Origin of the sequence: Paenibacillus glycanilyticus, from assembly GCF_051200795.1 — a bacterium.
Lineage (GTDB): Bacteria > Bacillota > Bacilli > Paenibacillales > Paenibacillaceae > Pristimantibacillus > Pristimantibacillus glycanilyticus.
Genome location: NZ_CP195155.1, coordinates 4,262,659 through 4,288,672, shown reverse-complemented (window position 1 = coordinate 4,288,672; position 26,014 = coordinate 4,262,659). Strand labels below are relative to the sequence as shown.

Below are 26,014 nucleotides of genomic sequence, written 5' to 3'. Positions count from 1 at the left end.
GTGACGGTTCCTTTTCGATTTATACACGCGGCAGACCTGCATCTGGATAGCCCTTTCCGCGGCATGAGCAAGGTGCCGGATGCGCTGAAGGAGAAGCTTCAAGCTTCGACCTTCGGCGCCTTGCGGCGGTTAACGGATACGGCCATTCGGGAGCAGGTTGATTTTATCGTCATCTCCGGCGACTTGTATGATGAGGCGGACCGCTCGCTGAAAGCGCAGTTTCTTCTATTAAAAGAGTGGGAGCGGCTGCAGCATTACGGAATATCCGTTTTTGTCATACACGGCAATCATGATCCGCTGAACGGCGCAAGGGCGGAGCTGAAGCTGCCGTCCAATGTGACGCAATTTGGTGCAAATGGCATGGAATATCGGCCGGCTTACTGCAGAAACGGTGAGCTGGCTGCTTTTGTTTACGGGATGTCCTACGGGAAACGGCATGTTACGGAAAATTTGGCCGCCCGTTATTCGCCGGTTGAAGGGGCGCCATTTCATATCGCTATGCTTCACGGCAACGTAAATGGAGATTCATCCCACGATCCATATGCGCCATGCTCGCTGGAAGAGCTAACCGGCAAAGGCTTTGATTATTGGGCGCTTGGCCATATACATACAAGGAAAGTCCTGCATGAATATCCGCATGTCGTGTATTCAGGCAATATACAAGGCCGCAATCCGCGGGAGACCGGACCGAAGGGCTGTTACCTGGTAGAGGTTTCAACTTCACGGGCGGTTGAGCTGACCTTTATTCCGCTAGATGAAATTCGCTGGCTGGACGCGGCACTGTCGATTAACGATCTGCATACGGAGCAGGAGCTGCTGCAGCGCTTGGAAGAACAAGCGGAGCAGCTTGCCGCCCGGGGTGACGGACGAACCGTTATGGCTCGTCTTACGTTGGAAGGGCAAGGTCCGCTGCATCCTAAGCTATCGGAGACGATTACCGTGCGGACCTTGTTGGAGCAGCTGCAGTTAGGCTCGCCGCATGCATGGATCTATGCGCTTGAGGTCCATACGCGAGCGGGGCTGCGTTTGACGGAGCTTGAGGACGAGAACAGCTTTGCCGGCGAGCTATACAGGCTGACGCAGCGGTTGGAGCAGGATTCGGGCGCTTGGAGACAAGAAGCGGCAGCCGCCGTGGCGCCGCTCTCCGGTCATGCCAAGCTGGGAAGGCTGCTCCGCGGGAACTGGGACGAGCTGCCCGAGCTATGGCTGGAGCAAGCTAGGGAGCATGTGCTTGGATTGCTAACCGCGGAAGGGAGGAAGGACGAATGAAGCTGCTGGAAATCCGGGTCGACGGCTTTGGCCAGCTGCAAGGGTTACGCTGCAGGCTGGATGGTCCTTCCGTTGTTTTATACGGCATGAACGAAGCCGGAAAGAGTACGCTGTTCGGATTTATCCGGACGATTCTATTCGGTTTTGCAAGGCGGAATCAGCCGGCCGAACGGCAAGAACCCGTTAATGGGGGCAACCACGGAGGACAGCTGGTATTTCAGGATACGGAAGGCTATACCTTCATAGCGGAGCGCTATGCACATGTGAACGGAGGCCGTCTCAAGCTTAGGCGGATCAGCCATGCGGAGCATGACCTTTCATCCGATGAGGAGAGCTGGCCAACCCAGGAGGAATGGGAGCAGCGGTTTCTTGGCGGGACCAACGAACAGCTGTTTCGCGAGCTGTATGCCATCACCTTAACGGAGCTGCAGCAGGTTGGGGTGTTATCGCATGAGGAGCTAGGCCGGTATTTGTACCATGCCGGATGGGAGAATGGCAAGGCTATTGCGGCGGCCGAGAAAAAGCTGCAGCTTGAAATGGAGCAGTTGTTCAAGCCGCGCGGGGCTAACCAACAGATCAACAAGCAGTTAAAGACGCTGGAGAAAACCGAGCAAGAGCTTCGGGAGCAGGTTGATGCGATTCAGGCATACAATGGGCTCCAGCAAGAGCTGGAACGGCTTGAACGGGAGCTGGAACGGATTGAGGAGGAGCAGCCGCATCGGCAGTCTGCTCTTCAGCTGGCAGGAAAAGCCCATGCGATAAGACCGTTATGGCTCAGGCAGCTTGAGCTTGGCCGAGAGCGGGAAGGGATTGCGGATGCCCAGCGGATTACGGCGGAAGCGGAGCATAGCTGGAATGAGCTGCGGAAGGAGCAGAGAAGCCGTGCGCAAGAGCAAGAACAAGTAGAGCAGGAGCAGCAGCTGGTCGCGCATAAGCGCCAGACCATTCAGGTAGACATAGAGCTGCTGGCCCGAAAAGAAGAAGCCGAAGCTTTGCTGCTCGAGAGCGAACGGATGCAGCTTCTGAGAGAAGAAAGGATTACGCTCGCGGCAGAGCTGCAATCGGAATCCGAAGCTTTAACCCGGCTCCTCGGCCGCATCGCCCCGAATTGGGGAGAGCAAGAGCTGCTGGATTTGCAGTTAACCGTAGCCGACCGGGAATATGTACGCGGGCAGAGACAGCTTGAGACGGAGGCCGGACGAAGCTCGGAAAGGCTCAACGCCGATCTGCAGGCTGTTATCCAGCAGGAGAGGGAGGCCGCGCAGCAGCTTGCCGAGGCGGAAGCCGAGCTAGCGCGCGCGGAAGCAGCGGCAGGCGGGCGCAGCGTACTGGGCAGCGCTGCGTTCCTGCCTCAGACGAGCGACGCTATGCGCGCAGCATGGAACAGCTGCGACGCCGCGCTGCGCGAGTGGGAGCTGGAGCGGCTGCAGGCACCAGCCGCCCGGGAGGCAGCGGGCCAAGGCTCAGCCGGCCCGCTATGGATTGGCGCGGCGCTGGCGGGAGGAGCCGCCGTTGCCCTTGGCGCCGCCTCGCTTGGCGGCGGCGCTTTCCCCGGCGCAGCCGGCGCTGCCGCTGCGCTAGGCGCGCTCGCGCTGGCGCTGGCGGCGCTAGCCGCGGCTCGCGGGCGCAGCGCGGCCGCTAGGCGCAGGCCGCGGCGCACTCGCGGCCAAGCGCCGGCGCCCGCGCGCGAGCAGCGCGTCCGCGTTGCGCTGGCGGCGCTCGTCAGCGCGCCCGCGGAAGCCGCCGCGGCGCTGCTGGCGGAGTCGCCGCACGCGGCCGGCGCGGCCCGCGAGCAGCTGCGCGCCGCTGCCGAGGCGCACGCCAACGCGCTGCAGCGCAGCGAGCAGCTCGGCGCCGCCCGTGCCGAGCTGGCCCGCCGGCATGCGCGGCTTCGCGCTGCCGCCGGCGAACGCCGCGAGGCTGCCGCCGCCGCGGCGGAAGAGCGCGCAGCCGCTGCCCGGCAATGGCGCGGCTGGCTGGAAGCGATAGCGCTGCCGGACATGTCGCCGGATGCAGCGCTCGAAATATTCGAGCTCGCCGAGCAAGCTTTGCACCGGCTCCAGCAGCGGGACCGCCGCGCAGCGAAGCTCGCCGCGGCCAACGCCCAGCTCGCCGCGTTCGAGGCCCGCGCGGCGGAGCTTTGCGCCGCCTTCCCGGACGCGGCGCAGCGTCTTCCCGCGGAGCCCGCATTGGCATTGCGGCTCCTGCAAGCGGAGCTGCGCCGGCAGGCAGCGGCGCAGGAAGAAGCCGCCCGGCTGGATGAGCGGCTTCAAGCTCTTCAATTAGCCTTAACGACGGTCGGAGACAAGCAGCAGCAGCTCAACTCTTCCATCCGACAGCTTACGGAAGCTGCCGGTTTCCATAACGAAGCCGAATTTGCAGCCGTTCTCGTTCACCGGAATCGATTGGAAGCCATCGATAACGAACGGAATAAGCTGCGGATCGAGATCGAAGCAGGCATGTCGGAGGAACGGTTAAAGGAACTTGAGCTGCTGCTCACCAGCCACGACGGAGATGAGCTGAAGCAGCTTTGCGAGCGGCTTCAATTGGAAGCCGAGCAGCTGGAGAGGAACAGGGGAGATCTGCTCGATAAGCGGGGAAGACTGCGCCAGCAGCTTGAGCATTTGCTGCAGGAGGAGAAGCGCCGGGAGCTGCTGGCCGTCAAGGAAATGACGCTTGCCCGGATCACCCAGGATGCCGAGCGTTACGCCGTGCTGGCTGTCAGCGCCTCCCTCATTCGGACAACGAGACGGATATACGAGGAAGAACGGCAGCCCGCCTTGCTGAAGCTGGCAAGCGAATTTGTACGCCGTCTTACGGAAGGGCGGTATATCCGGGTGATGACGACCCCGGACCAGCCTTCGCTCCGGCTCGAGACGTCGGATAACCGATTAGTCGATTCCGTTATGTTAAGCCGCGGCACAGCCGAGCTGGTGTATCTGTCCATGCGGCTTGCGCTTGCCGTAGAACGAACAGCAGCAGCGGGCATGCCGCTGCTGCTGGATGATTTGTTCGTTAACTTCGACCGCCAGCGCCTGCAAGCCGTCGCCCAATTGCTTGGCGAATTGTCGTTATCGCGCCAATTGATTCTGTTTACCTGCCATGAGCATATCCGGGCTGCCCTGCAGAGTGGCATCCCTCATGCCGCGCAAATCGAGCTTCCCGGCAGCAGCCGTCCGTTAGTGAGCCATCCTTCGTCGGATGACCAGGTATAGCCAGCCTAAGCTGATAAGGCCGAAAATCGGATAAAGCGTCGAGAGCAGCGGGCCGAAGCCGATTTGGCTCGCGAAATAGCAGAAGGCGAGAATGCCCAAGATTATTAACGGACGGGACCATTTCAGCCGCTCCTGGAGCTGGAGGGTCAGACCGTAAATGTCGGCAATCAGCGTCGTAAAGATCTCGGCGAATATGAGGAAAATATAAATATATTGCACGAAATGGCCAAGCTGCTTGGCGATGCCTCCCATCGGGATGGCAAACTGCTGGATGCCGGGCATATGGACGGATAACGCAATATGTCCGGCAAGCAGCATAATGCCGATTCCGATTCCGCCAATCCAAGAGCCCAGTACAATGGTTTTACGGTCCTTAACCTCCGAGCCAAGCGGGACTAGCACGGCTTGCGCCATCGACAGGTTAAAGGCGGTATACAGGAATGGGGAAGCCCATGCCGCCCATACCGAGTGGTCCGTCGTAATCGTTATGAACCTGTCGGCTTCGGGCGTTTGGAACGTGTCCAGCATAATTATCGCGGTGAATAGGAGCATAACCGGCACTACAATCGCATTAACCGTCAGAATCGCTTTCATGCCTTTGCGAAGCAGGAAATAACATGCGGCAATGGTGACGAGTAATCCCGTTTGATAAGAGACATTCCAATTCTCGTAAAAGATGGTGCCCGCACCGGCAAGCATCACGGCGGTTACGCCAAGCAGCACAACCAGCATGAAATGGCTGATCCATTTCCCGTACTTATCGCCAAACAATGCAATGTTCAGATCCTCGTAGGACTTTGCCCCGATCTCGCTGGCAATCAGCATCATCTTGCCGCCCAGCCATATAAATAGCGCCGTCGCGACAGCGATCGTCAGTGTACCCCAATAGCCGAAGCGGGTGAAAAACTGCAAGATCTCTTGTCCAGTCGCGAAACCGGCGCCTACAATCGTGCCGATATAAGTGGATGCGATTTGAAGAGCCTTACCCGTACGCTTTACCATGGCATGTCCTCCCGAAAATAACCTTCTATATAAGAAGGTATGTCCAAAGAGGGACGGGCATGACAGCAACTTCCGGATAAGCGGTCCGGTTAAGCTCCCGCTAACAGCTTGATCGATACGATTTTGTTATGATCCGGATCCAGATCAAATTTGAGCAGCGAGTCTTTTCCTTGGTAAGTAATGATGTAGCTGTTCTGGGAAGTTGGTTTGCCAAGCGCTTTAAGCACGGTTTCCGTTTTGTCCTCGACGCGAACGCCGCTGAGCCCGGTTGCAATCGACTTATCGTAAACCTCTATGTACTGGATCGCTTTGTCTTCGTTGATCCCTACGGCAAAACCTTTGTATTCGTGAACCTCTATCGTCTCCGAGTCGTCTTTCAGGCTGTATACGTCATTTGCTTTGCCATAGCGCTCGGATACTTTCGTATTGGAATCGCCGATCCGAAGCCCGAGCATGATCGGGTGGGAAGCATCCCATTGCTGCTGTTTGCTTGCCGTGCCAGTGCCGGACGGGGATGTGTTTTTGCCGGAGGATTCCGCGCTCATATCTCCGCCGGACGCATTTGCGCCGCTTGCTGCAGGCTCCTTGCCGTAACTCCCGCTATCCTGCCCTTGGGAGTAGGTTTTCTGCGGACTGTCGCCCGTTGGGTAAGTATCCGATGAATGCTCGGCCAGCTGCACGCTTGATGGAGATTCCGAGTTCAACGCGTTCGAACAGCCTGTTGTCGCTATAAGGGAAAGGGCCATAACGGCCGTCCATTTTGCTGCATGGTAGGTTCTCTTAGTCTTGTTCATGCGATTGCGCTCCTTTTGGGTCGCTTTTTGTCCTGAAATCTTATCTTTATTTACGTCCATATCTGGAAGAAGTTGCTTTGGATTATATATCTCTTCTATATAAAATGATTCCTCTCCTGCTTCGATAAAAAATTTGAAAGAGCCGGGTTGCGTTGTTTGCCTATCCTATGGTAAGTTATCGAAAAGAGATTTTGGTGGAGGGAAATGACGATGGATATTTTAAAAGAACGAATTTTAGAGCAAGCATCGGTACTTTCAAGCGATGTGTTGCGGCTGGATTCCATACTTAACCACCAGGTCGATCCTGCTCTTACGATGGAAATGGGACATGAATTCGCAAAACGGTTTGCTGACGAGAAAATTACGAAAGTTGTTACGATCGAATCCTCTGGTATTCCCGTTGCTTATGCTACGGCGTACGTACTAGGAGTACCACTTGTATTTGCACGTCGCAAGAAAACTTTAATCGCGGATCCGGATGCTTATTCGGAGCGTGTTCCGTCCTTTACAAAAGGGATGGTGACCGATATTATGGTGTCGAAGCAGTTTTTGTCGGCTGAAGATAAAGTGCTCTTCATCGACGATATTATCGCTAACGGCGATGCAGCCCGCGGACTGATCAAGATCATTGAGAGATCCGGTGCAGAGCTGGTGGGCATGGGGATTGTTCTCGAGAAATCGTTCCAGGCCGGTTCAAGAACGCTTCGCGAGCAAGGTGTGCGGGTTGAGTCACTAGTAAATGTTACTTCTTTGAAAAACGGGCAAATTCAGTTCGACTAAGTTATAATGAGGGTGAAGGAACCGAGGGGAGGCAGCGGCAATGATAACTTCTGAATTTTTGACTGCGAAACTGGGTGACGCGAAAGTTCACTTCGAACGCGCGTTAGATTGCAAGCATACGGAATTTGATGATTTGTATCCTTATATGATTGAGCATCCGCAATTTTTCTGGTACAAGCGTTATGTTGCATGGTCGGAGCTTCTTACGATTGTGAAGCTTTGCGAAGAGCTCGGTGAGGAATGGAAAGGTCAATTCACGGAACGTCAGGCAGAATATATCGCAAAGCGCGTCATGTCTTCAAGAGTGCTTGATGAATGGTATGAAACCAATGATTCCAAGGAGCATGTCGGTTAGTCCGCACGGAGGTATTAGCGGTGATTAGTGAAGAGCTGTTGGATCAGTTTCGCCAAAGCGGCGAGAAGATCCGTGTCGTTCGGGACGAGATGGAAGTAAACGACGTGATTGGAATCGTTGTTGCTTGGGATGACGCATCGGTTGTCATCCGTCGTCACAACAGACGGGTCGTCAAGCTGAGCCGCAATTACCGCTTTGAGCTTGCCTCGAGCGAACGCGGTTCTGCAGAATAAGCAAGTACAGCATACAGCAGGAAACTCTGGTACGCCGGGTTTCCTGCTTTTTTTGCGTCGAGGTACACAAAAAAAGGTTTTGGTTGTCTATCGCTAGACTAACCAAAACCTTTGACTGTTTATGTATGGTGCGGTCGAGAGGACTCGAACCTCCACGGCTGTTACACCACTAGAACCTGAATCTAGCGCGTCTGCCAATTCCGCCACGACCGCAAATGTTGTTGCCAACGAAAAATATCATACCATTAAGTAAAGAGAAGAGTCAAGCTGTTTATTTAGAAATAGTTAAGACAAAAGAAAAAGGCTCCAGCTCATGCGCTGGAACCCTTTATGCATGGTGCGGTCGAGAGGACTCGAACCTCCACGGCTGTTACACCACTAGAACCTGAATCTAGCGCGTCTGCCAATTCCGCCACGACCGCATGCCTTATTACGTCACTTATGGTAGCATGTACGGGTTTCATTCGTCAACCCATCCAATAAAGTTGCAAAATTCAGCATATTTTTCCTCCGTTGGACAAACAATGAAGGGGATAAAAGGGAAAGGGTGTATGACGTGAACAAACGAAAAAGAGCAGCTGTCATTTGGATCATTGCACTCGTGTTATTCATGCCGGCAGGCGCGGGACAAGCGATGGCCGCAGAGGAAGAACAAGCGAAGTCCGCAAGACAGTTTGCGATTGTAATCGATGATTTCGGCAACGGAATGAACGGCACGGATGAGATGCTGCAGCTGCCCGTTAAATTTACGGTAGCGATTATGCCGTTTATGCCAACCACCAAAAAGGATGCCGAAGAAGCGCATCGCCTTGGACACGATGTTATTGTGCATATGCCGATGGAGCCTAATAAAGGGCAAAAAAATTGGCTGGGTCCAGGGGCAATTACCGCTGATCTCAGCGATGCCGAAATTAAGAAGCGGGTAGAGGATGCCATTGATAACGTTCCGTATGCGGTAGGCATGAACAATCACATGGGCTCCAAAATTACGGCTGACGAACGGATTATGCGTATCGTCCTTTCGGTCTGCAAGGAACGGGGATTATTTTTCCTCGACAGCCGTACGACTTTCAAAACGGTTGTACCCAAAGTAACGGAGGAGCTTGGCGTACCGGCACTCGCAAACAACGTATTTCTTGATGACGTCTATACGGAGCAGCATGTATCGAAACAAATGACGATTGCGAAGAAGCATCTGGAATCCCATGCTACTTGCATCGTTATCGGCCATGTTGGGCCTCCGGGCAAAAAAACGGCAGCCGTCCTTAAGGCATCCATTCCAGGGATGCAATCAGACGGCCAAGTTCAATTCGTCAAGCTGTCGGATCTGGTTCCTTCGTTATCGGGTGATCCATTTATACTGCCGAATCCCTGAGGCGATTGCCGAGGCAACGCGAAGCTGCTCCCGTGGGTCGGTGAGCATCGTACGGTCGCCTTCATGACTGATAAAGCCCATCTCTACAATGACGGCCGGCTGATCGACCTTTCGCAGCAAATAAAAAGGCTTGCCTTCTCTTGGGTAAAAAGCGGTTTGCTGTTGTCTATTCAGCGTGTCCTGTATGCAAAAAGCAAGAAGGGCGCTTTCACCCGTAGACTGATGCAGTACAAGCGGACCATGCTTGGATCTGTCCTTGGTCCAGTTCACGTGAAGGCTGACCAGCATGGTCGTCTCGATCTCGTCCGTTAACTGGCGGCGTTGCGACAAATCGCGCTTGTGACGAGATCTGCTCACATGCCACCGGTTCTCTTCGCTAAGCGCATAATCACCGGTGCGATTCAGCACGGCCGGAATGCCTTGACTATTAAGCAGCAGGTACAGCTTTTGGGCGATGGCCAGATTTATATCCTTTTCCAAGGTATTTCCGGCTGTTGCGCCTCCGTCAATCCCGCCATGTCCGGCATCAATCAACACGATAGCCGAAGGCATCGTCCAACCGTCCTCGGGAGCGTGCGCAATTTGCTGTTTGTTTTCCGGAACGGCAGCTGACAGCTGGGGCACAAGACTAAGCAAGCCGATAAGCACAAAAACGGTAACCCGCATGACAAACAATTTGAATTCCTCCTTCAATATGCCAAGACTTGCGTGCAAAGCAGCTATCGATAGCGTGGCTAATTGAAGGAAAACTCATGCATGTTTACGATCTGGACAATCCGGGCAAACTTCTAGTAACAAATAAACCGAAGAGGTGATCGGGCAGTGGCAAATGGACATGATCTTATTAAATACGTGACCGTGGAATTTGTGAACTACATCGAGACGCCGAGGGATGAACGAAAAGCAGCCAAAGCGACAGCCAAGGCTGCAAGGGAGCATTGGCTGTCGCGCTGGTTCGGATGGGGCGGGGCAAGCGTATTGCTATGGTGGAAAGGCCGTACGGAACGTTAGCGATAGAAATGACCGAGCTCGGCAAGAAGCTTGAGGGGAATGTACCTTGTGCTGCTGCCGAGCTCATCCGTTTCCAGAGCGGCATAGACATTGCCATCCCCCCAGCTGTGATACCCGGTTACCGACCATACATAGAGCATCTCTTTATTAAAGCGTTCTACCGTAAAACGGAGAGGCGTCTTGGAGCTTAACGCTTTGAGCACGATGCTGGTATCCTCGGCGGAAGCTGGTATAGGTTTCTCAGTCAGCCACGGCATTTCGCTGTACGGATCGAAAGAACGGCTTTTCACGGCTCTTTGAATCAAGGTGTTCCCTTGCAGGGCGTAACGTGCGGCAAGTCCTTCTTCCGCCTTGGCTGTCTTCTCCAACGTTGCTTTTTGCAGGGGCAGCCATTCACCGCTCATTCCGTCCAAATACGTATTTTCCGCTGAACCGTTCACGTCCCAGACGGCCAGTAACGGATGAATATATAAAGCTTGGTTCGTATTAGGCAGAGAGGAGAGAAGCTCCAGCTGCGCAAGGGATTGATGCAGCGTTGTCTGGTCAAACAAGTATTCCCCCGTTCCGTATTCCCCAAGCGCAAACCCGCCATTTTCCTTCGCCTGAACAACCAGATATCCGGCCGGTTGACCTTTATCCTTAACAATCGCTATCCAGCTATGCGTGCCGGGTCCAAGAGGCGACACGGTAAATTCGGCATGACTCCACGCTTTGAACTCCGGTAATTTCGCAAGCTCGTCCATCCAGCCTCGTACGGCGGATTGAAGCTCCGTTTCCTGTTGAGCCGTTACGGACGGCATTGATTCCGCCTGAAGGCTTTGAGCCGTGACAAGGAATGTTGACACCACCAATGCGGCTATAACCGTTTGTCGAATCCACTTTTTCACCCTGGCACATCCTTTCTTTCTTTTGCATCTGTTTCTGACATGGTCTCATTATATTGGACAAGCCCGCAGAAGGCTGTTGGAACCTGTCGCGGGCGTACGTCAATCGGTTGTTCTATTTTTGGCGTATTGCTGCGAATGCCGTCTGATTGTCTCTATTCAATGCCTTCCAAGTGGAAAATACCGCAGTTAATGGCGGAAGCCGTCACCCGCGGCTCATACTGCCATTTGATCTCGGTCTGGCGTTGGTTGAATTGCTCCTCGATGGCTGCCTTGGCATCCTCTTCGGCGTGTTTGATCATCGGATCGTAATAATGCCGGATCCTATCGAGCTCTTCCTCCAGCCTTGCCGCGGCATCGGAAGCCCAGGTATAGTCGTAATTTCTGAGCTTGCGTTCAAGCGAAGTTTCGATAACGCCTAATGCCTTGGCGTGGGAAAGGCCGTTGCGGGTCAAATGAATATTCGATGGCAGCCGCGGCGTAAGCTTCATATTTTTAAGGCGGTCATAGAAGTTCTCGATCACGAGTCCCGTTGCGAGAGAGACGCCATAGCTGTGAATTTCCTCTCGCTTCCTGTCGCAGGCGAATTCGACACGCATATTGACTCCGAGCCATGCGGTGTAAGGTGTCGATTGGAACGGAGTGCTGGACCTCCGTTCCGGCTCCTGGAACAGGTTCACGTAGCTGCCGGAGTTTTTGGCTGCGCCAAACAGCTGCTCAAGCTTACGGGAGCCGAAATAAAGATCTTCCCTTGGCGTGCGGATACCGCTGGCCATATTGTTGTTTACGAATCCGAACGAGCGGTTTAAAGCCGCATCCACGGCGTTTGTTACGGGACCCGGCGTTGGCGGCGGAGCAGCAAGCGCCTCCTCGTATTTCTCCTTGTCCGTTACGAACAGGTAAGTCATCGTCTCCGGATCGGAGCCCGTGCGGTCAACAAAGCTCCAGTAGAAGGGACGGTTCGTAAGTTCACGGTCGGCAGCAGGGGAAAGCTTAACCGTGAAATGAGCAGGCGACTTCTCCAATATCGAGCATTGGGTAGCTTCAAGAAACCGTTGTACGTATTTGTGGACCTGCTTCGAATTCACGGTCTCACCTCGACTTTCTGGCCTAGCGCGGTCATTTGTGCCAGGATGGTTGGTCCTTGCGGCGTATCCGGCGTATCCGTCTCCTTCTCTTCACGAAGCTTGGATATCGTGGAGCCCAGATGATTCAGCCTTTGCTCCAGATGAACGGCGTCTCCTTCGGATTCGAGCAGCATTCGCGCCAGCTGCTGTTCGATGGAGCCGGCATCCGATTCGAACCGTTCGAGAATATGATCGAGTTCCCCGATGACAAGCTCGAATAGATTGATTTTTTCATGCAGCAGGTTCACGATATGCTCTTCGATGGTCCCGAGCGTACACAGATTATAGATCTTGACGTCTTCCTTCTGTCCAAGCCGGTGAACGCGGCCGATCCGCTGCTCGACGCGCATGGGATTCCACGGAAGATCGAAGTTGATCATGTTGTGGCAGAATTGCAGGTTGATACCTTCGCCGCCGGCTTCGGTAGCGATAAGCACTTGGGCGCGGCCGCGGAACAGATCCATCATCCAGTCCTTTTTCCCGCGGTTCATGCCGCCCCTGTAAGGTACGGCCAAAATGTTATGCGAGCGGAAGAATTGAAGCAGATATTCTTGCGATGCCCGGTACTCGGTGAAAATGATAACCTTGTCGTTAATCTGCTGAATTAGCTCCATCACTTTCTCAGCTTTGGTATTGGCTTTGATCTGTTTAATGAATTCAACCAGCTCCCAGATTTTTGGGCGGATCGGGGAATCCTCAGCCGTTTTCTTGAACAGATTAACAAGCGTAATAAATACCGCATCCCGGCTGCTGCATACTTCGCGCTGCAGCGTAACAAGCGGAAGCATACTCATCATATCGACGCCGTCTTCCTTGTATCGGTCCCGAACGAATGCCGTAACCGCGTCATAGAGAGCCTTTTCTTCGGAAGAAAGCTCCAGCGGGATATTTTTCACGACGCGCTTGGTGAACGATATGCCGCCATCTCCGCGCCGGTTGCGAATCATGACGGTGGACAGCGCATCCTGCAGTTGATCTTCGTTTTTCGGCAGACGCTTGTCGACAACGAAGTTGGCTGCGAACTCGCTTTGACCACCTAACTGGCCGGGCTTAAGCAGCGTAATAAGGTTATATAACTCATCCAGATCGTTCTGAATCGGGGTAGCCGTAAGAAGAAGACAATATTTTTTGCGGAGCTGGAGCGCAAATTGGTAGTTTGTCGTCTTTTTGTTCTTGAGCTTATGCGCTTCGTCAATAATGATCATGTCGTAATCCTGGCCCAGAATAATCTCGCGGTGCGGATCGCGCTTGGCCGTATCTATAGAGGCAACCACAACGTCGTATTGCCAGGTATGCTCTTTCTTTTGAGCGACGGCCGAGATGCCAAACTTTGAATTCAGCTCTCTCACCCATTGCAAGACGAGGGAAGCGGGAACAAGAATCAGAGCCTTTCGGACGAGTCCGCGCACCATGTATTCCTTGATGACGAGTCCGGCTTCAATCGTTTTGCCAAGTCCAACTTCATCGGCGAGAATTGCTCGGCCGCCCATCTCGTGAACAACTTTGCGTGCCGTGTCCACTTGATGCGGCATCGGCTCGAAGGAGGGGAGCGTCCGCAAGCATTGCAGCTGTTCGAAGCTGTCGACCCGCTTGGCCTGCTCGGCTTCCATCGTCAGCTGATAGAGCGTCCAATCGTCCCAAGGACCATTTTTGGCGACCCGGTTCTGAAGCTCGTCGAACCAGGTGCGGTCGCATTGCAGGTCTACAAGCGGATGAAGCTTGCGCCGGACCATATTAGATTCCGTTGAGGCGGGATTCACATTCGCCTGATCATTCATAGTAAAGGTCACGATAGGCAGCTCCTTTTGCGAATAGAGATAGTTGTCACTAGTATGGCCTTTTTCATCAAATCTTAGTAAATAAGCAGTAAAATTAGCGAAAGGACAAGCAATAGAAAGAGAATAGCCAATGTAAGCGGAGAAAAGCGGCGAAATAGGTAAAAACAACTGTGGATACCGATATGTAGTATAGTATAATAAGCAGTATACACAATATATGGTGCCCGACACATGCGATAAGAGGTGTGTATGCGATATAAGGGACATGGGAGGAAGGACCAATCGGATGGCAATGACTCAGAAATTGGAAGGCCTTAGCGAAAAAATATTTTTGGACCGCTATGCTTGGAAAAACGCGGATACAAAGAATACCGCAGTAGGGGATGTCGTACTGGTCCTGACGAAGGATGATCCGAAATTCCCGGCCAAAGAGGTTGGGGAAGTCATCGGACGCAGCGGCGACGAAGTGACCGTCAAGCTTAGAAGCGGGGATACCGTGACATCCAGCGTGGAGAAACTCACGCTTACTATAGAAAAGACTCCGGAAGAGATGTGGGACCGTCTGGCCGGTGCGATGGCTGGCGTCGAGCAAGGCGAAGAGAAGCGGCGTGCCTGGACGGAAAGATTCCGTTACATTCTGGATGACTGGAAGCTGGTTCCTGGCGGCCGCATTGCTGCCGGCGCCGGCGCGAGCGAAGAATTGACGTTGTTCAACTGCTATGTTATTCCTTCGCCAAAGGACAGCCGCGGCGGCATTATGACGACTCTGTCGGAGATGACGGAAATTATGGCGCGCGGCGGCGGCGTAGGGATTAACCTGTCTTCACTGCGTCCTAGACGCGCCATTGTCGCTGGCGTTAACGGATCCTCCAGCGGTGCCGTATCCTGGGGGGGCTTGTTCAGCTATACAACCGGCCTGATCGAACAGGGCGGAAGCCGCAGAGGCGCGCTTATGCTTATGATTAACGACTGGCATCCGGATGTGCTTGATTTCATTACCGTCAAGCAAACGATGGGGCAAGTGACGAATGCGAACCTGTCGGTATGCGTAAGCAATGCGTTTATGAAAGCCGTGAAGGAAGACCTGGATTGGGAGCTTGTATTCCCGGACACCAAGGAAACCGATTACGACGAGCTGTGGAACGGCGATCTGGAAGCATGGAAGAAGCTTGGCAAGAGGGTTATCCATTATAAAACGGTTCGGGCGCGCGACGTATGGCATACGATTATCGAATCGGCATGGAAGTCGGCGGAGCCTGGCGTCGTCTTTATGGAATATTACAACCAAATGTCGAACAGCTGGTATTTCAACCCGATTATTTGCACGAATCCTTGCGGCGAGCAAGGGCTGCCGGGCTGGGGCGTCTGCAACCTGTCCGCGATTAATCTGTCCAAATTTTACGATGAAAGCAAGCATGACGTGAACTGGGAAGAGCTGGCGAAGGTAACCCAATGGTCCGTTCGCTTCCTCGATAACGTTATCGATACAACTCCTTATCATTTCGAAGAGAATGAGAAGAATCAGAAGAAGGAGCGCCGCGTAGGCCTTGGCACGATGGGGCTGGCCGAGCTTATGATAAAGCTTGGCGTCCGTTACGGCAGCCCTGAATCTCTTCTGTTCCTCGATAAAATATACGGTTTTATGGCACGGGAGGCTTACCTCGCTTCGGCTGAGATCGCTTCGGAGAAAGGCTCGTTCGAAGCGTTCGACGCGGAGAAGTTTCTGCAAAGCGGCTTTATGAAAAACATGGTGTCCGAATTCCCGGAGGTAGGCGAAGCGGTTCTGGCCAAAGGCATGCGTAACGTGACCGTTATTACGCAGGCTCCGACGGGCAGCACCGGTACGATGGTTGGGACGTCGACCGGCATCGAGCCGTATTTTGCCTTCGAATACTTCCGTCAAAGCCGTCTAGGCTTCGACAAACAGCTGGTGCCGATCGCGCAGGCATGGAAGGATGCGCATCCGGGCGAAGAATTGCCGGATTACTTCGTAACGGCAATGAATTTGTCGGCGAAGGATCATATTCGCGTGCAAGCGGCGATTCAGCGCTGGGTCGACAGCTCGATTTCGAAGACGGCGAATTGTCCGAGCGACTTTACGGTTGAAGAGACGAAAGAGCTGTACGAGATGGCGTTTGATCTGGGCTGTAAAGGCGTTACGATCTACCGCGACGGCAGCCGCGACGTTCAAGTATTGTCGACGAAGAAGGAAGACGCGAAGCCGGATGCGGCGGTCGAAGCGGCTGCAGCTGCGGAAGCGGTAAAAGAAGAAGATAAACTCGAGACGCTGAATACGGCGCTTAACGCGAAGGTATCGCCGCAGGCGGAGCAGGAATTCGACAAGCAGTACAAGCGCCGTCCGCAAATTCTTCGCGGGGCAACGTACAAAGTAAACACGCCGTTCGGCATGGCCTATATTACGATTAACGATCTGAACGGCATTCCGGGCGAGATCTTCCTGAACGTAGGCAAAGCCGGCTCCGACGTATTCGCGATGGCGGAAGCGCTTGGCCGCGTATGCTCCTTGTTCCTTCGTTACGGGGATCACGGCAACAAAGCGAAGCTCCTGATCAAGCATCTCAAAGGCATTGGCGGAACCGGAGCCATCGGCTTTGGAGCCAACCGCGTAGAATCCATCGCGGACGCGGTTGCGAAGGCGCTGGAAATTCATATCGAGAGCACGAATGAGCAGGCAGCTGCATATGAGCCGGTAAAAGAGGCTCCAGCCTTGGCTTTCGCTGCAGCACCTGCCGTAGAGGATTCGCATAAACATGGCGAAGTTACCTCTCGCGACTTATGTCCATCCTGCGGATCGGCTTCGCTGATTAATGTCGAAGGCTGCAAGCAATGCAGCAACTGCGGCTATAGCAAGTGTAATTAGAAATTAATTAGTAAAATGTTAGATAACACACACACAACAACTTATACTAGCAAAGCAAAGCTCGGATCCCTTCGGATTCGGGCTTTTTATATGAAGCGGTATATCAGGTGATTATCTGCATCGGATTTATGGACGTGTTAGTCATTGTTCCCATTTTTACTTAAATAGGCATTACATGAGGTCGTATAAAGTTCAAACGAATAAAATATTTCAACTCCAATTTGGTAAAAGGCAGAAGAGTTGATTTCTGTCTTTCTTTGTCTTAGCGATTACTAAAAAGCTAAAGCCATACTCAGATAATTATTTTTCTAAAGTAGCAGGTATTATCTAATTCACTCGAAATCGATTGAGCTAGATTGCAAAAACACTAAAAATGAACTGGGGGAGGTTAAGTGAAGATCCTTATGGTTGCTCCGGAGCAATTACCTGTTCCGGGCAATGGATCGGTTGAAATATGTATGCTGGCAATTGCTAAGCAGCTTGCTGTAAGTCATAAGGTTACGATTGTCAGCAGACAAAGTTCAGGTTTACCAAATGTTAGTAACCATGGAAACTTAACTATTGTTCGAGTGCCTTCGGGAAGTTCACAGAAATACATCGCATCGGTCCTCCGTTATATCAGAGGAAAGCATTATGATATTATACAAGTGGATAATCGTCCCCACTATATGGCTAAAGTGAAGCATGCCTTCCCGTTAACTCCGGTTTCGCTTTTCCTTCATTCTCTCACTTTTGTTCCACGTACTAAAGCTGTGGCAACCAGCATGGATAAGGCCGATTTGATTATTGCGAACAGTGTCTCATTAAAAAGTAATTTATCCCGCTTGTTTCCAAAGCAATCCTCTAAGATAAGAACAGTATATCTAGGTGTGGACACCATTCGGTTCAAGCCAAATGACTCAAAAAAGAAGTCTGATACCTTCCAGGTCCTGTTTGCAGGACGAATTATTCCACGTAAAGGTGTACCGGTTATTATCCAGGCAATTGGAATTATGAAAAGAAAATATCCCAAAGTAAGATTGATCATCGTCGGGGGAGGTAAAGCGAATTATATCAATAGCCTTAGATTATTAGTACGAAAATATCGTATAAATGCGCGCTTTACTGGAATGATTCCTCATAATAGAGTCCACCAGCTATACAAGAACGCAGATTGCTTCGTGTGTCCTTCACAGCGACATGAGGCATTTGGGCTTGTCAATGTGGAGGCTATGGCCTCTGGACTCCCCGTCGTTGCATCCAGTATCGGAGGGATTAAAGAAATAGTGAGACATGGGGCGAACGGGTATCTCGTTAAACAATACAAAAGTCCTCATTCACATGCCGAGTGGATTGGGAAGCTAGCGGGTGATAAAAATCTAGCTTCGAAATTGGGCAAACAAGCAAGAAAAGATGCGGTCGAGAGGTTCAGCTGGAGCAAAATGGCCTATAAGCTAATGACCGTATATAAGCATGCATCATCTAATTCTAAGAAAAAGAGGACTTCGTAAACCATATAGAAGCTTAGCAGCATTGTTGCAAGTGCTTTTAGATACGATTTGAATATCAAGATGCGATTGAGCTCTTTGCCAGGTTCAGGAAGGAATGCTGCGAAGCAGCTTATTAAGGCCAAGGCAATTACAGTTGAAACCAGTTTGGAATTACCAATATCTACTCGTATTCAATATCAGAAGCAAATACTGCAGTACTTATTAAAGGAAGCGAATATAACTTAATTTAATGACAATATGAATTAGAAACACGAAACACTAACAGCAAAAAGACGAAAATAATGCCGTGTTTTGTTGTTAGTGTATTGTGTATGATATGCGATTAACCATTATTGCTGAATCTCTGTTTATTTCCATACATTTATGGGTGTAACGTTTTTGCTATTACCAAGAGCCGGTAATCCATAGAGGTCTTCGATAGTTCGCAGCATATTATAATGGTTTGTTTTGGTCATGTAGGCTTGATGTTTAATTTTTTGTCCAACCATAATAGTGGGAATTTTATTCTTAGCACTCATATCGTCTTCGTCCCACGTTAGAATAAAGATACTATTATGTTTTATAGCCCATTCTACATAACCTGCCATGTTCGTCTTTAACCAATTATCTGCTTCTTTAATCGTCCCGTCATGTATGTCGTGGTTTAGATTTGGAATAACAAAGGAAACAGTTGGCAGCTTACTATAGTCTTTTGGAAAAGATGTAAACGGCATATTTACTTTTGCGGGAACGTTAGTGAAATCAACCCAAGGGTTATGTTTTCGAGCATACAGAGTTTTCAGGTCATAGGGTCCGGTAAATCCTACACTTGGCAATCCGTCAGAATAACCTCCAAATGAGTAGCCGTGCTTTACAAGTTCATTAGCTAAATTGTCCGACTTAAAAGTATGGGATGGTTTATCATCGGTGACCCCTTGATTTGAGCCGGAAAAAAGATCAATATAGTTCGGCTGGCTGGGGTGTTCAATTGCATAATGGTTAGTTAAATTGGCACCGGTTTTTACAAGCTGATTAATATAAGGGGCATTTTTATTCCCTATAATCTCTTTGTAGGAATGGTTCTCTTCTACTACGATGACGATATGATCTGGTGCTAGTCTGGTTTGCGATGTGGGTTTAGAAGCATGAACCGTCTTAGGGTTTTGTTTTGTAAATGGACCCATTGTTAAATACAGTACAAGTACAACAAATATAACGCTAACTATTCCAATTTTCATTTTTAGCCCTCTCTTTTTTATTTTCCCGGAGTTTTACTATCATAGCTCGTATTTCTCCAAAATGATGCACCATATGATCGAGTTAATATTTATTTAAGATTTATTTCAAATTGGCTTAATGGGATGTGCAAGGGTCGGACTAACGTCCGGCTCTTTTATTTTTTACCTTTGATATTAATATCCAGTTGGTCATTCTTGATTTGATGCTCCCAAAGATAAACGGGTTTGAAGTATGCAAGAAAATCGGATATGGGGAGTAGGTTACCGCTGCAAAGGATTAAAGTCTGATCCAATGATCAGACTTTTTTATTTTACTTCATAATAGTTAATAAAAATTTAATCGGATGTTCACAGCTCGTTGAGAATTGAATTTTAAAGTACAAGGAACAGATGCTTTCATTTATAGCTTGGAAAGGAGTTATAAGAGATATGCAAAGTATTATGGATTGGATCTCGAATTTAGCGGTCCAACTAATTGATGCGATTGGCCTCTACGGCATATTTATCGGTATGGTCCTGGAAAGTGCTTGTATACCTATTCCGAGTGAAGTCATTTTATTAAGCGGGGGTCTTGCTGCTGCTAACGGAACGATATCATGGCAGGAGGTGGTCATCGCAGGTGTACTCGGAAATGTTCTTGGATCAATAATTGCTTACCAAGTTGGATCTCTTGGCGGAAGGAAAATACTTAATAAGTACGGGAAATATGTGTTCTTTAGAAGCTCGCATCTTGATCAAGCGGAGAAGTGGTTTACCCGATATGGTGCAATGAGCGTATTCTTTACCAGAAATCTTCCTTTTATCCGAACTTTCATATCCTTGCCAGCGGGCATAGCTAAGATGAAGTTCTCTACATTTCTGCTATATACTTTTTTAGGCTGTATTCCATGGAATATTGCATTGGCCTATGCGGGTTTTAAATGGGGAGCGAATGCGGATGTATTGGAGCGTTACATGCATCCGATCAGTTATGCTGTTGCGATAGTAGTTGTTGGACTATTTGCGTATTGGCTCCTTATTAGGAAACGGACGAGAGTCTGATCGATACGGCGGCGATAAATTTTAACCGAATATAAGGAGGATCGGATTGATTTTACAAGAAAGCAATCGGATTTAGTTCAACGGAGTGTGAAAGACCCGAGTTCTCCTAAGGGCAGCCATAAAGAGTCGTACTCAATCTGAAAAATAAGGGGATAGTCATGTACAATTATAAAACGGAATTTAACCCACAAGCTACAACGATGCTAGCAAAAGTACCTGAAATTACGTTGTATTTCTGGATAACGAAGCTAATTACAACTGGTCTTGGAGAAGTGGCATCAGATTTTTTATTTGAAAAATTAAATCCATTCCTCTCCGTGCCAATAAGTGTAGCGATTTTTGTTGCAGCTATGGTTCTCCAGTTCAAGTCGAAAAAGTATATCGCGAGTCTGTATTGGCTGGTTGTCATAATGGTAAGCATATTTGGCACTACAGCAGCTGATGTTATACGAGCTGGTTTGGGAAATACGGTTTCAACTCTCTTTTTTATTGCCTCGCTTGCAGCTATTTTCAGAATTTGGTATGTGAAGGAGAAGAGCTTATCGATTCATAGCATTAACACGCGCCGGAGAGAAGTGTTTTATTGGATGACGGTCCTGACCACATTCGCTCTCGGCACTTCTGCAGGCGATTTAACAGCCTCCAGTATGCATTTGGGATATTTAGATTCCGGAATAATGTTCTTTGCTTTTCTATTCATACCCGCATTATGTTATCGGCTGTTTCATTTGAAAGAAATTACAGCTTTCTGGATAGCTTATGTTTTGACTCGTCCTGTGGGCGCGTCCTTCGCGGATTGGCTTTCTGCGGCACCAGGCAATGGCGGAGTTGGTTACAGCAAAGGACTCGTTAGTCTGGTCCTCTTGATTGTGATTGTGCTTCTCGTTGTCTTTCGAGGCGGTACCCCTGCAAAGATGGAGGAGACTCAGCAGCTCGCTGTTAATCAGTAATGGGGGATATAACCGCGCACAGTGTTACTCGAATGGAGTTAAGATGGGGGCATTATCAATGGGCATTCCCTTGCGGGACATGCTCATGGTAATGCCTTCTTCTTTTGGCATTTTTCCTCCATAGGGTACTACGTTAGCAGGTTGACCTGTTTATGCCTATTAATGAAATTAACAGGAACAGACTCGTCAGTCTAAAATGTGCTCTGGTTTATCTCCTTTCACTCAATTAAACATACATTAATTAAGTCAGAGTAGCGTAACTTTAAAAAAATTATAGAGTGAGGGATATATACGGAAAAATTTCTTACATGGAAACAAGTGTTGAAACAAGTGAAATATGCTTTGGACTATAGAAAACCTTTTTCATTGGTTAGAATCGGCGATGGGGAGAATATTTGCTTGGCGCAAAAGTCTGTATGGCCTATACGCGATGTTCTGAAAGAGCCTTGGACAAAAAAAGCGAACCGTGGAGAAAAGGGTGTGCATTTACCTAATATTCGTCTAAGAAATGAGCTTGTTCAAGGGATTAGGAATGCAAATGTTGTAGGTGTTCTACTTCTTAACGATAACCGAATTCATGCTCCAAAGAGACTTAAAAGAATATTAACAAACAAAATTTTTACTCATTTTAATCTTTCGCCACGATATACATGTGATGCCTGTATTAATCGCTATATCCCTAAATACAAAGCTTTTTGGGACGTTCTAAAAAACAGAAGAGTTCTTCTTATTTCACAACACGCTAATGAAATGAAACAAGTACTCGTTAATAAATATGGTTTAAATGTAACAGGAACCCTATTTTTTTCGGATTATAGACAGATTAATCGGGTATTAAAGGAAGTTGATATGCTCAAAAATAAATTTGATTTAGTACTCATTTCGGCAGGCGTGAATGCTGTTATTCTAGCACCAAAAATAGCTCGAAGGACTGGGAAAGTTGCAATAGATTTTGGTCAAGGACATAAAAACTTTATGAAATCCCGGACTGTTTGAATAATCGCGTATTGAGAAGCCTGAGTAAGGGAAAGGTCTTATCTCTGCAGAAAAAAGTGGTCAACCTAAGCTCTAATGGGTCAGTCACTCTCGAGAGATTGAGAGTAACTGGCCCATTTTTTCTACTACGTGTTGTGCAGGTTTTTTCCTACTCCTTTCTTCCTTTGCCGGGCTTTTGGAATGGGCATATGACCAGCCTTGCATACATACGTTCCTGCATCTTTGTTAGTAGACACTTCATGTTACAGCGGACAGGTCTTTTGTTATTCTTCTTCAAGGAATATGACATGTTTGCCAAGGGAAGCTTAAAACGGACTAACGAATAGAGAAGCATTTCAATGCGGAAATCAAAAGACGATGGAGGGTTGCGCATGAGAATGGATTGGCTGGTGGCCTTCCGTCAGACAGCGGAGATGAAGAGCTTAACAAAAGCGAGCGAATTGTTGCATATCAGCCAGTCTGCGTTAAGCAAGCAAATTCGCAACTTGGAAGTGGAATTGGGAGCCCCGTTATTGGTTCGTTCGACTACAGGAGTAACGCTAACACCGGCCGGGCACATTTTGCTTGAAGGAAGCAAGAACATTCTTAACGAAATGAATGCCATTCGGCGGGAGATTGCGCTTGCTCAAGACGAGGGGAAATCCGACCTCACAATAGGTTCTTGGCCAAGCATAGCGACGATCTTTCTTCCAGGCCAAATTGCGCGCAGTCAGCAGGCCATAGGACAGTTAGACATAAAATTCAGGGTATTTTATTGTTTCTACGACTTGCTGACGAGTCTGGACAATGGCATTATCGATGCCGCTTTATTTGATGACAGAGGGGTCAATCACTCCTTTTTCTCCACTCCCGTTTTTTCGGAGAAATTTTTTATGTTCGTGAATGTCGACCATCCCGTCTATGGGAATAAAGACGAAGTATCTTTTGATGAGATAAAGCATGAGAATTTCGTAATGTTAACAGAAGGCTGCGATGCAAGGATGCTGATTGATCAAGAGTTTTCCAATAGGAACGAAAAAATGAACATAGCTCTTGAATTTGAACTGGGACAAAGCATTTTGGGCTATATTCACGCTAATTTGGGGATTTCTATTTTGCCGGAAATCTTTATTATTCAAATGAAGAATACGACAAAAGCGATTCCCATTGCCGATTTCGGAACGGTACGCGAGATCTCGGTCATTACGCGGGAAAAATCCGTTAACAGGCAATTGGGGTTTATTTTTGACTCCGTATAAAAAGCATTTGGTTAATATTGCAAAAAGATGCCTGCTTGTCAAAAGGAATCGGATATGCTATTTTAGATATGTAAACGGTTCCACATTGAGGAGAGAAGACGATATGGCAACCATTAGAGACGTAGCGAAGCATGCGGGCGTTTCGGTCGCAACCGTGTCGCGGATGATCAACGATACGGGTTATGTGCACGAAGATACCCGCAAGAAAATTGAAACCGCTATCAAGGAGCTTCACTATACGCCAAACGAAGTCGCAAGATCTTTATATAAACGAAAGTCGCGATTGACCGGCTTGCTGCTGCCGGACATAGCCAACCCGTTCTTTCCTGAGCTTGCGCGCGGGGTGGAGGACGAGATGCAGCGCAACGAATTCCGGATCATCTTCGGCAACAGCGACGAGAATAAAGCGAAGGAGAAGGAATATCTCCAAACCTTCGTACAGAATAACGTGGTTGGAATCATCTCCTCTACGAACTTTCCGGACAGTGATATGTACCGGAAGCTGAACATTCCGGTTGTGTTTCTGGACCGGACAGCGGATAACCGCCCATCGGTTTATTCGGATGGACAGGAAGGCGGGAGAATGGCAGCCCGGGAAATTGCCGATCGCGGCAGCCGGCGGGTCACCGTGATGCGGGGACCAAGGCATATCCGGCCTGCTCAGGACCGTTACGAAGGTGCGGTTGAAGCTTTGGGAGAGCGGGGCATCGTGTTTAACGTCATTCAAACCTCTTCGTTTTCCTTTACGGATGCGGGAACTTGGGCAAGGGAGCTGTTCGAGCGGTATCCGGAAACTGACGGCGTCATCGCCAGCAACGACATTGTCGCGGCCGCCGTATTGCACGAAGCGCTAAGGCTGGGCAAGAAAGTCCCGGAGGACGTGCAGATTGTCGGCTTTGACGATATTCCGCTCAGCCGCTTGCTGACGCCGTCGCTGACGACTATTCGCCAGCCGGCTTACGATATGGGCAAAGCGGCGGCTAGCCTGCTTATTCGGCTGATCGAGAATGAAATAGTGGATGAACCAACGATACAGATGCCCGTAACGTTTGCGGAACGGGATACAACCAGAAAGGCGGAAATAGAATGGCAAAAATAATCGTAGTCGGAAGTTCATCGGTCGACCTCGTCGTTACGGCGGCGAGGCGTCCCGGAGCGGGAGAAACGGTTCTCGGCGAAGGGTTCGTGACCGTTCCGGGAGGCAAAGGGGCTAACCAGGCGGTTGCCGCTTCGCGTCTAGGCGCAGAGGTAACGATGATTGGACGGGTCGGCGACGATCTTTACGGTCAAGAAATTTTAAACAATTTTAAAAGGAATAAGGTTTCTATCGAATATGTGGAACCGGTTACACATTTGGCGAGCGGAACGGCACATATTGTTCTAGCGGAAGGCGACAATAGTATCGTTGTTGTTCCGGCGGCGAACAATGAAGTGACGCCGGCTTACCTTGCAAAAAGCAAGGACGCGTTCCGCGAAGCGGACATTCTGTTAATCCAACAGGAAATCCCGGAGGATACCGTCGCTTACGTTGGTGAACTTTGCAGGGAAATGCAATTGCCGCTGCTGCTGAATCCCGCTCCGGCTCGTCCGCTCACGGAAGAGATGATTGCAAACGCGACGTATTTGACGCCTAACGAGCATGAAGCAAAGGTTTTGTTTCCCGGGCTTAGCTTATCCGAAGCGCTGCGCCGGTATCCGAACAAGCTGTTTATTACGGAAGGCAGCCGCGGAGTGCGATACTTTGACGGGGAACAAGAGGTGCTGGTTCCTTCCTATAAGGTCGATGCCGTCGATACGACCGGCGCGGGAGATACCTTTAACGCCGCGTTCGCTGTCGCGCTCGCAGAGGGAAAACCGATCCGCGAATGCGTAAGGTTCGCAAACCGTGCAGCTTCCTTGTCCGTCACGAAGTTCGGCGCGCAGGGCGGTATGCCAATAAGGAGAGAAGTAGAGGAGCAGATGCAAGATGAAGAAGCAAGGCATATTGAATAGCCATATTGCCAAGGTACTGGCCGATCTCGGACATACCGACACGCTGGTAATCGCGGACGTCGGCCTTCCCGTGCCGGAGGGTGTGCCAAAGATCGATCTGGCATTGACGCTGGGTACGCCGAGTTTTGAAGATACCGTAAACGCCGTAGTGGCGGACATGACAGTCGAGAAGGTTATTCTGGCGGAAGAGATTAGCGCGGCTAACCGGACTACGCTAGATTTTATAGAACAGAAATTTCATGGGCTTGAGATCGGGAAATGCTCGCACGAGGAGTTTAAGCAGCTAACGCGCGATGCGAAAGCGATCATTCGCACGGGAGAAGCGACCCCGTATGCGAATGTGATATTGCGAGCGGGAGTTAATTTTGGATAAGAGGAGGAGCCGT

Annotated in this window: 23 protein-coding genes and 2 tRNA genes; 16 read left to right on the top strand and 9 right to left on the bottom strand. The window is 50.1% G+C overall.

Annotation, left to right across the window (positions count from 1 at the left end):
* Together ACR9FF_RS19690 and ACR9FF_RS19685 are read left to right on the top strand one after the other, a co-directional pair.
* Positions 1–1,269: a metallophosphoesterase family protein gene (locus tag ACR9FF_RS19690; protein WP_435163961.1), complete on the top strand. Its 1,269-nt coding sequence runs from the start codon at positions 1–3 to the stop codon at positions 1,267–1,269.
* The gene (locus ACR9FF_RS19685; protein ID WP_435163958.1) at positions 1,266–4,484 is read left to right on the top strand and encodes an AAA family ATPase; all 3,219 of its coding nucleotides are present in this window, start codon (positions 1,266–1,268) and stop codon (positions 4,482–4,484) included. The genes ACR9FF_RS19690 and ACR9FF_RS19685 overlap by 4 nt, the downstream gene beginning before the upstream one ends.
* Here ACR9FF_RS19685 and ACR9FF_RS19680 read toward each other — a convergent pair.
* Both ACR9FF_RS19680 and ACR9FF_RS19675 read right to left on the bottom strand, forming a co-directional pair.
* Positions 4,449–5,486: a YkvI family membrane protein gene (locus ACR9FF_RS19680; RefSeq protein ID WP_435163955.1), complete on the bottom strand. Its 1,038-nt coding sequence runs from the start codon at positions 5,484–5,486 to the stop codon at positions 4,449–4,451. The two genes, ACR9FF_RS19685 and ACR9FF_RS19680, sit on opposite strands and share 36 nt — an antisense overlap.
* 89 nt (positions 5,487–5,575) lie before the next feature.
* A complete protein-coding gene (locus ACR9FF_RS19675; RefSeq protein ID WP_435163952.1) occupies positions 5,576–6,280 on the bottom strand; it encodes a hypothetical protein in 705 nt (234 codons plus the stop codon).
* Positions 6,281–6,490: 210 nt separating this feature from the next.
* On the opposite strand from ACR9FF_RS19675, the gene ACR9FF_RS19670 reads away from it, so the two are divergent.
* From ACR9FF_RS19670 to ACR9FF_RS19660, 3 genes are read left to right on the top strand one after another with little or no spacing between them, the layout of a single operon-like run.
* The gene (locus ACR9FF_RS19670; protein ID WP_015845569.1) at positions 6,491–7,060 is read left to right on the top strand and encodes a xanthine phosphoribosyltransferase; all 570 of its coding nucleotides are present in this window, start codon (positions 6,491–6,493) and stop codon (positions 7,058–7,060) included.
* Positions 7,061–7,100: 40 nt separating this feature from the next.
* Positions 7,101–7,415, top strand: a complete 315-nt coding sequence (locus tag ACR9FF_RS19665) for a hypothetical protein (RefSeq protein WP_127497648.1) — start codon at positions 7,101–7,103, stop codon at positions 7,413–7,415.
* A 20-nt stretch (positions 7,416–7,435) separates the two neighbouring features.
* Positions 7,436–7,648 carry a hypothetical protein gene (locus ACR9FF_RS19660; protein WP_435163947.1) on the top strand — a complete coding sequence of 71 codons (213 nt, stop codon included), beginning with the start codon at positions 7,436–7,438 and terminating at the stop codon, positions 7,646–7,648.
* A gap of 126 nt (positions 7,649–7,774) precedes the next feature.
* On the opposite strand, the gene ACR9FF_RS19655 is transcribed toward ACR9FF_RS19660, so the two are convergent.
* Together ACR9FF_RS19655 and ACR9FF_RS19650 are read right to left on the bottom strand one after the other, a co-directional pair.
* Positions 7,775–7,861, bottom strand: a tRNA-Leu gene (locus ACR9FF_RS19655).
* Between the two features lie 122 nt (positions 7,862–7,983).
* Positions 7,984–8,070 (bottom strand) — tRNA-Leu (locus ACR9FF_RS19650).
* Positions 8,071–8,195: 125 nt separating this feature from the next.
* Here ACR9FF_RS19650 and ACR9FF_RS19645 point away from each other — a divergent pair.
* Positions 8,196–9,023 carry a divergent polysaccharide deacetylase family protein gene (locus ACR9FF_RS19645; RefSeq protein WP_248757840.1) on the top strand — a complete coding sequence of 276 codons (828 nt, stop codon included), beginning with the start codon at positions 8,196–8,198 and terminating at the stop codon, positions 9,021–9,023.
* Here the strand turns inward: ACR9FF_RS19645 and ACR9FF_RS19640 are convergent.
* A complete protein-coding gene (locus ACR9FF_RS19640; protein ID WP_435163944.1) occupies positions 8,988–9,698 on the bottom strand; it encodes an N-acetylmuramoyl-L-alanine amidase family protein in 711 nt (236 codons plus the stop codon). The genes ACR9FF_RS19645 and ACR9FF_RS19640 overlap by 36 nt on opposite strands.
* Positions 9,699–9,845: 147 nt before the next feature.
* On the opposite strand from ACR9FF_RS19640, the gene ACR9FF_RS19635 reads away from it, so the two are divergent.
* A complete protein-coding gene (locus tag ACR9FF_RS19635; protein ID WP_015845564.1) occupies positions 9,846–10,034 on the top strand; it encodes a YqzE family protein in 189 nt (62 codons plus the stop codon).
* On the opposite strand, the gene ACR9FF_RS19630 is transcribed toward ACR9FF_RS19635, so the two are convergent.
* The 3 genes from ACR9FF_RS19630 to ACR9FF_RS19620 all read right to left on the bottom strand — a co-directional run bounded on the left by ACR9FF_RS19630 (position 10,031) and on the right by ACR9FF_RS19620 (position 13,778).
* Positions 10,031–10,921, bottom strand: coding sequence for a hypothetical protein (locus ACR9FF_RS19630; protein WP_435163941.1), 891 nt, complete (start codon positions 10,919–10,921; stop codon positions 10,031–10,033). The genes ACR9FF_RS19635 and ACR9FF_RS19630 overlap by 4 nt on opposite strands.
* Before the next feature lie 152 nt (positions 10,922–11,073).
* Positions 11,074–12,006 (bottom strand): YqhG family protein, encoded by a 933-nt coding sequence (locus ACR9FF_RS19625; RefSeq protein WP_435163938.1) that lies wholly within the window; start codon positions 12,004–12,006, stop codon positions 11,074–11,076.
* Complete coding sequence (locus tag ACR9FF_RS19620; protein WP_127497657.1) at positions 12,003–13,778, bottom strand: DEAD/DEAH box helicase; 1,776 nt, start codon at positions 13,776–13,778, stop codon at positions 12,003–12,005. Before ACR9FF_RS19620 ends, ACR9FF_RS19625 begins: the two co-directional genes overlap by 4 nt.
* 331 nt (positions 13,779–14,109) lie before the next feature.
* Here ACR9FF_RS19620 and ACR9FF_RS19615 point away from each other — a divergent pair, with 331 nt between their 5' ends.
* On the top strand, positions 14,110–16,704 hold the full coding sequence (locus ACR9FF_RS19615) for an adenosylcobalamin-dependent ribonucleoside-diphosphate reductase (RefSeq protein ID WP_201001577.1): 2,595 nt from the start codon (positions 14,110–14,112) through the stop codon (positions 16,702–16,704).
* Positions 16,705–17,096: 392 nt separating this feature from the next.
* On the top strand, positions 17,097–18,194 hold the full coding sequence (locus ACR9FF_RS19610) for a glycosyltransferase family 4 protein (protein ID WP_435163934.1): 1,098 nt from the start codon (positions 17,097–17,099) through the stop codon (positions 18,192–18,194).
* 347 nt (positions 18,195–18,541) lie between these two features.
* Here ACR9FF_RS19610 and ACR9FF_RS19605 read toward each other — a convergent pair whose 3' ends face one another.
* Positions 18,542–19,411 carry an alkaline phosphatase family protein gene (locus ACR9FF_RS19605; protein WP_435163931.1) on the bottom strand — a complete coding sequence of 290 codons (870 nt, stop codon included), beginning with the start codon at positions 19,409–19,411 and terminating at the stop codon, positions 18,542–18,544.
* A gap of 429 nt (positions 19,412–19,840) precedes the next feature.
* Between ACR9FF_RS19605 and ACR9FF_RS19600 the strand changes: the two genes are divergently transcribed.
* The 7 genes from ACR9FF_RS19600 to rbsD all read left to right on the top strand — a co-directional run bounded on the left by ACR9FF_RS19600 (position 19,841) and on the right by rbsD (position 26,001).
* Positions 19,841–20,452: a DedA family protein gene (locus ACR9FF_RS19600; protein ID WP_435163928.1), complete on the top strand. Its 612-nt coding sequence runs from the start codon at positions 19,841–19,843 to the stop codon at positions 20,450–20,452.
* Between the two features lie 158 nt (positions 20,453–20,610).
* Entirely contained in the window at positions 20,611–21,402 is a 792-nt protein-coding gene (locus tag ACR9FF_RS19595; RefSeq protein WP_435163925.1) for a COG4705 family protein, read from the top strand.
* A 285-nt stretch (positions 21,403–21,687) separates the two neighbouring features.
* Positions 21,688–22,398, top strand: a complete 711-nt coding sequence (locus tag ACR9FF_RS19590) for a GT-D fold domain-containing glycosyltransferase (protein ID WP_435172170.1) — start codon at positions 21,688–21,690, stop codon at positions 22,396–22,398.
* Between the two features lie 371 nt (positions 22,399–22,769).
* Complete coding sequence (locus tag ACR9FF_RS19585) at positions 22,770–23,636, top strand: LysR family transcriptional regulator (RefSeq protein WP_435163922.1); 867 nt, start codon at positions 22,770–22,772, stop codon at positions 23,634–23,636.
* Positions 23,637–23,739: 103 nt separating this feature from the next.
* Complete coding sequence (locus tag ACR9FF_RS19580) at positions 23,740–24,735, top strand: LacI family DNA-binding transcriptional regulator (RefSeq protein WP_435163919.1); 996 nt, start codon at positions 23,740–23,742, stop codon at positions 24,733–24,735.
* Positions 24,723–25,628: a ribokinase gene (rbsK, locus tag ACR9FF_RS19575; RefSeq protein ID WP_435163916.1), complete on the top strand. Its 906-nt coding sequence runs from the start codon at positions 24,723–24,725 to the stop codon at positions 25,626–25,628. Before ACR9FF_RS19580 ends, rbsK begins: the two co-directional genes overlap by 13 nt.
* A complete protein-coding gene (gene rbsD / locus ACR9FF_RS19570) occupies positions 25,603–26,001 on the top strand; it encodes a D-ribose pyranase (RefSeq protein ID WP_435163913.1) in 399 nt (132 codons plus the stop codon). The genes rbsK and rbsD overlap by 26 nt, the downstream gene beginning before the upstream one ends.
* Positions 26,002–26,014: the final 13 nt, after the last annotated feature.

Coding starts and splice junctions, on each gene's coding strand:
- ACR9FF_RS19605 (WP_435163931.1), bottom strand. CDS start 19,411: ATGAAAATTGGAATAGTTAGCGTTATATTTGTTGTACTTGTACTGTAT.
- ACR9FF_RS19620 (WP_127497657.1), bottom strand. CDS start 13,778: ATGGTCCGGCGCAAGCTTCATCCGCTTGTAGACCTGCAATGCGACCGC.
- ACR9FF_RS19680 (WP_435163955.1), bottom strand. CDS start 5,486: ATGGTAAAGCGTACGGGTAAGGCTCTTCAAATCGCATCCACTTATATC.
- ACR9FF_RS19675 (WP_435163952.1), bottom strand. CDS start 6,280: ATGAACAAGACTAAGAGAACCTACCATGCAGCAAAATGGACGGCCGTT.
- rbsD (WP_435163913.1), top strand. CDS start 25,603: ATGAAGAAGCAAGGCATATTGAATAGCCATATTGCCAAGGTACTGGCC.
- rbsK (WP_435163916.1), top strand. CDS start 24,723: ATGGCAAAAATAATCGTAGTCGGAAGTTCATCGGTCGACCTCGTCGTT.
- ACR9FF_RS19595 (WP_435163925.1), top strand. CDS start 20,611: ATGTACAATTATAAAACGGAATTTAACCCACAAGCTACAACGATGCTA.
- ACR9FF_RS19580 (WP_435163919.1), top strand. CDS start 23,740: ATGGCAACCATTAGAGACGTAGCGAAGCATGCGGGCGTTTCGGTCGCA.
- ACR9FF_RS19600 (WP_435163928.1), top strand. CDS start 19,841: ATGCAAAGTATTATGGATTGGATCTCGAATTTAGCGGTCCAACTAATT.
- ACR9FF_RS19585 (WP_435163922.1), top strand. CDS start 22,770: ATGAGAATGGATTGGCTGGTGGCCTTCCGTCAGACAGCGGAGATGAAG.
- ACR9FF_RS19685 (WP_435163958.1), top strand. CDS start 1,266: ATGAAGCTGCTGGAAATCCGGGTCGACGGCTTTGGCCAGCTGCAAGGG.
- ACR9FF_RS19615 (WP_201001577.1), top strand. CDS start 14,110: ATGGCAATGACTCAGAAATTGGAAGGCCTTAGCGAAAAAATATTTTTG.
- ACR9FF_RS19670 (WP_015845569.1), top strand. CDS start 6,491: ATGGATATTTTAAAAGAACGAATTTTAGAGCAAGCATCGGTACTTTCA.
- ACR9FF_RS19665 (WP_127497648.1), top strand. CDS start 7,101: ATGATAACTTCTGAATTTTTGACTGCGAAACTGGGTGACGCGAAAGTT.